Source organism: Halomonas sp. AOP13-D3-9 (assembly GCF_052379125.1).
Lineage (GTDB): Bacteria > Pseudomonadota > Gammaproteobacteria > Pseudomonadales > Halomonadaceae > Vreelandella.
Window position 1 is genome coordinate 1 of the sequence record NZ_JBQSYH010000053.1, and the last position, 1,173, is coordinate 1,173.

Below are 1,173 nucleotides of genomic sequence, written 5' to 3' on the forward strand. Positions count from 1 at the left end.
ATCGAGTAGGGTGAGGCGTTACCGCCTCATCCCTCTCACAGAACCGTACATACGGGCCACGTATACGGCTCATGTCATTAACTTACCCCGAGCTCGGGGACAGTGATGCCCGTTTTGACCTGGGTTAAGTCCATCAACCTCAGGTTGTCATGCAGGTAGGCATTGGGTATCGCCAGATGAGCCAGCGGCGACGCCGCGTTACGCCAGCTTTGCATCTTGATGTACTTAAACGGCGGGCGGTAGCCCAGCTGTTTCAGTCTTCGATGCAGCCGACTCGGCTTCTTCCACTGTTTAAGCTGGAGACAGCGGAGACGTCGCCTGATCCAGCTCATCATCTGTTTTAACACCCGTGCGCAGTTCGCTACCCGGAAGTAATTGGCGAAGCCTCTTAGTACAGGATTTAGCTCGCGGATGATCACCGCAAGTCCCGCACTTCGATTGCGCTTCGTCAACGCTTTCACTTTCTGCTTGAGCTTCACCACCTTCTTTTCCTGGATACGGGTGTACTTGGTGTAGATCACCACGCCCAGGAACTTGATCCCCTCATCGCTGCGCGCGATGTGGGTCTTGGTAGCGTTAACTGTCAGCTTCAGTTCACCCTCCAGATAGCACTGGGCCACCCTCAACGCATTCTCCGCTCCAGCCTGTGAACCGCACAGGATCAGGATGTCGTCCGCGTAGCGGACGATTCGATGGCCCCGCGCTTTCATAAACTGGTCGAAGGCGTCCAGGTAGACGTTGGCGATCAGCGGACTGATTACCCCGCCCTGGGGGCTGCCCAGCGCCGTCTCTTCGAGGTGATACCCCACCATCACACCGCTTTCAAGGAACTGGCGCAGCAGCGACAAAACACTGCCGTCCGTGATCCGCTGTCGGAACTGGCGGATAATCAGGTCGTGGTCTAACGTGTCGAAGCATTTCGACAGGTCCATATCCACGACCCATTCACGCCGGTAGCGGCGGATGAACAACTCCGCCTTACCGATAGCATGGTGGCCACTGCGTCCCGGACGGTACCCGTAGCTCGATGGATGAAAGTCCGGCTCGAAGAGCGGTTCTAGGATACTGCGCAACGCCTGTTGCACAACCCGGTCTCGTACCGTTGGAATACCCAGTAGACGTTCACCGCCGTCGTCCTTGGCGATGGCAACGCGTCTGACGGGCTGCGCCTGG

The 1,173-nt window shown here is 57.5% G+C and carries 1 protein-coding gene; it reads right to left on the reverse strand.

All coding sequences use genetic code 11. The features are described 5' to 3' along the window. Nucleotides 1-77: 77 nt before the first annotated feature. On the reverse strand, nucleotides 78-1,173 hold a 1,096-nt coding region (gene ltrA / locus ACT3UM_RS24160), incomplete at its 5' end, for a group II intron reverse transcriptase/maturase (RefSeq protein WP_498902553.1).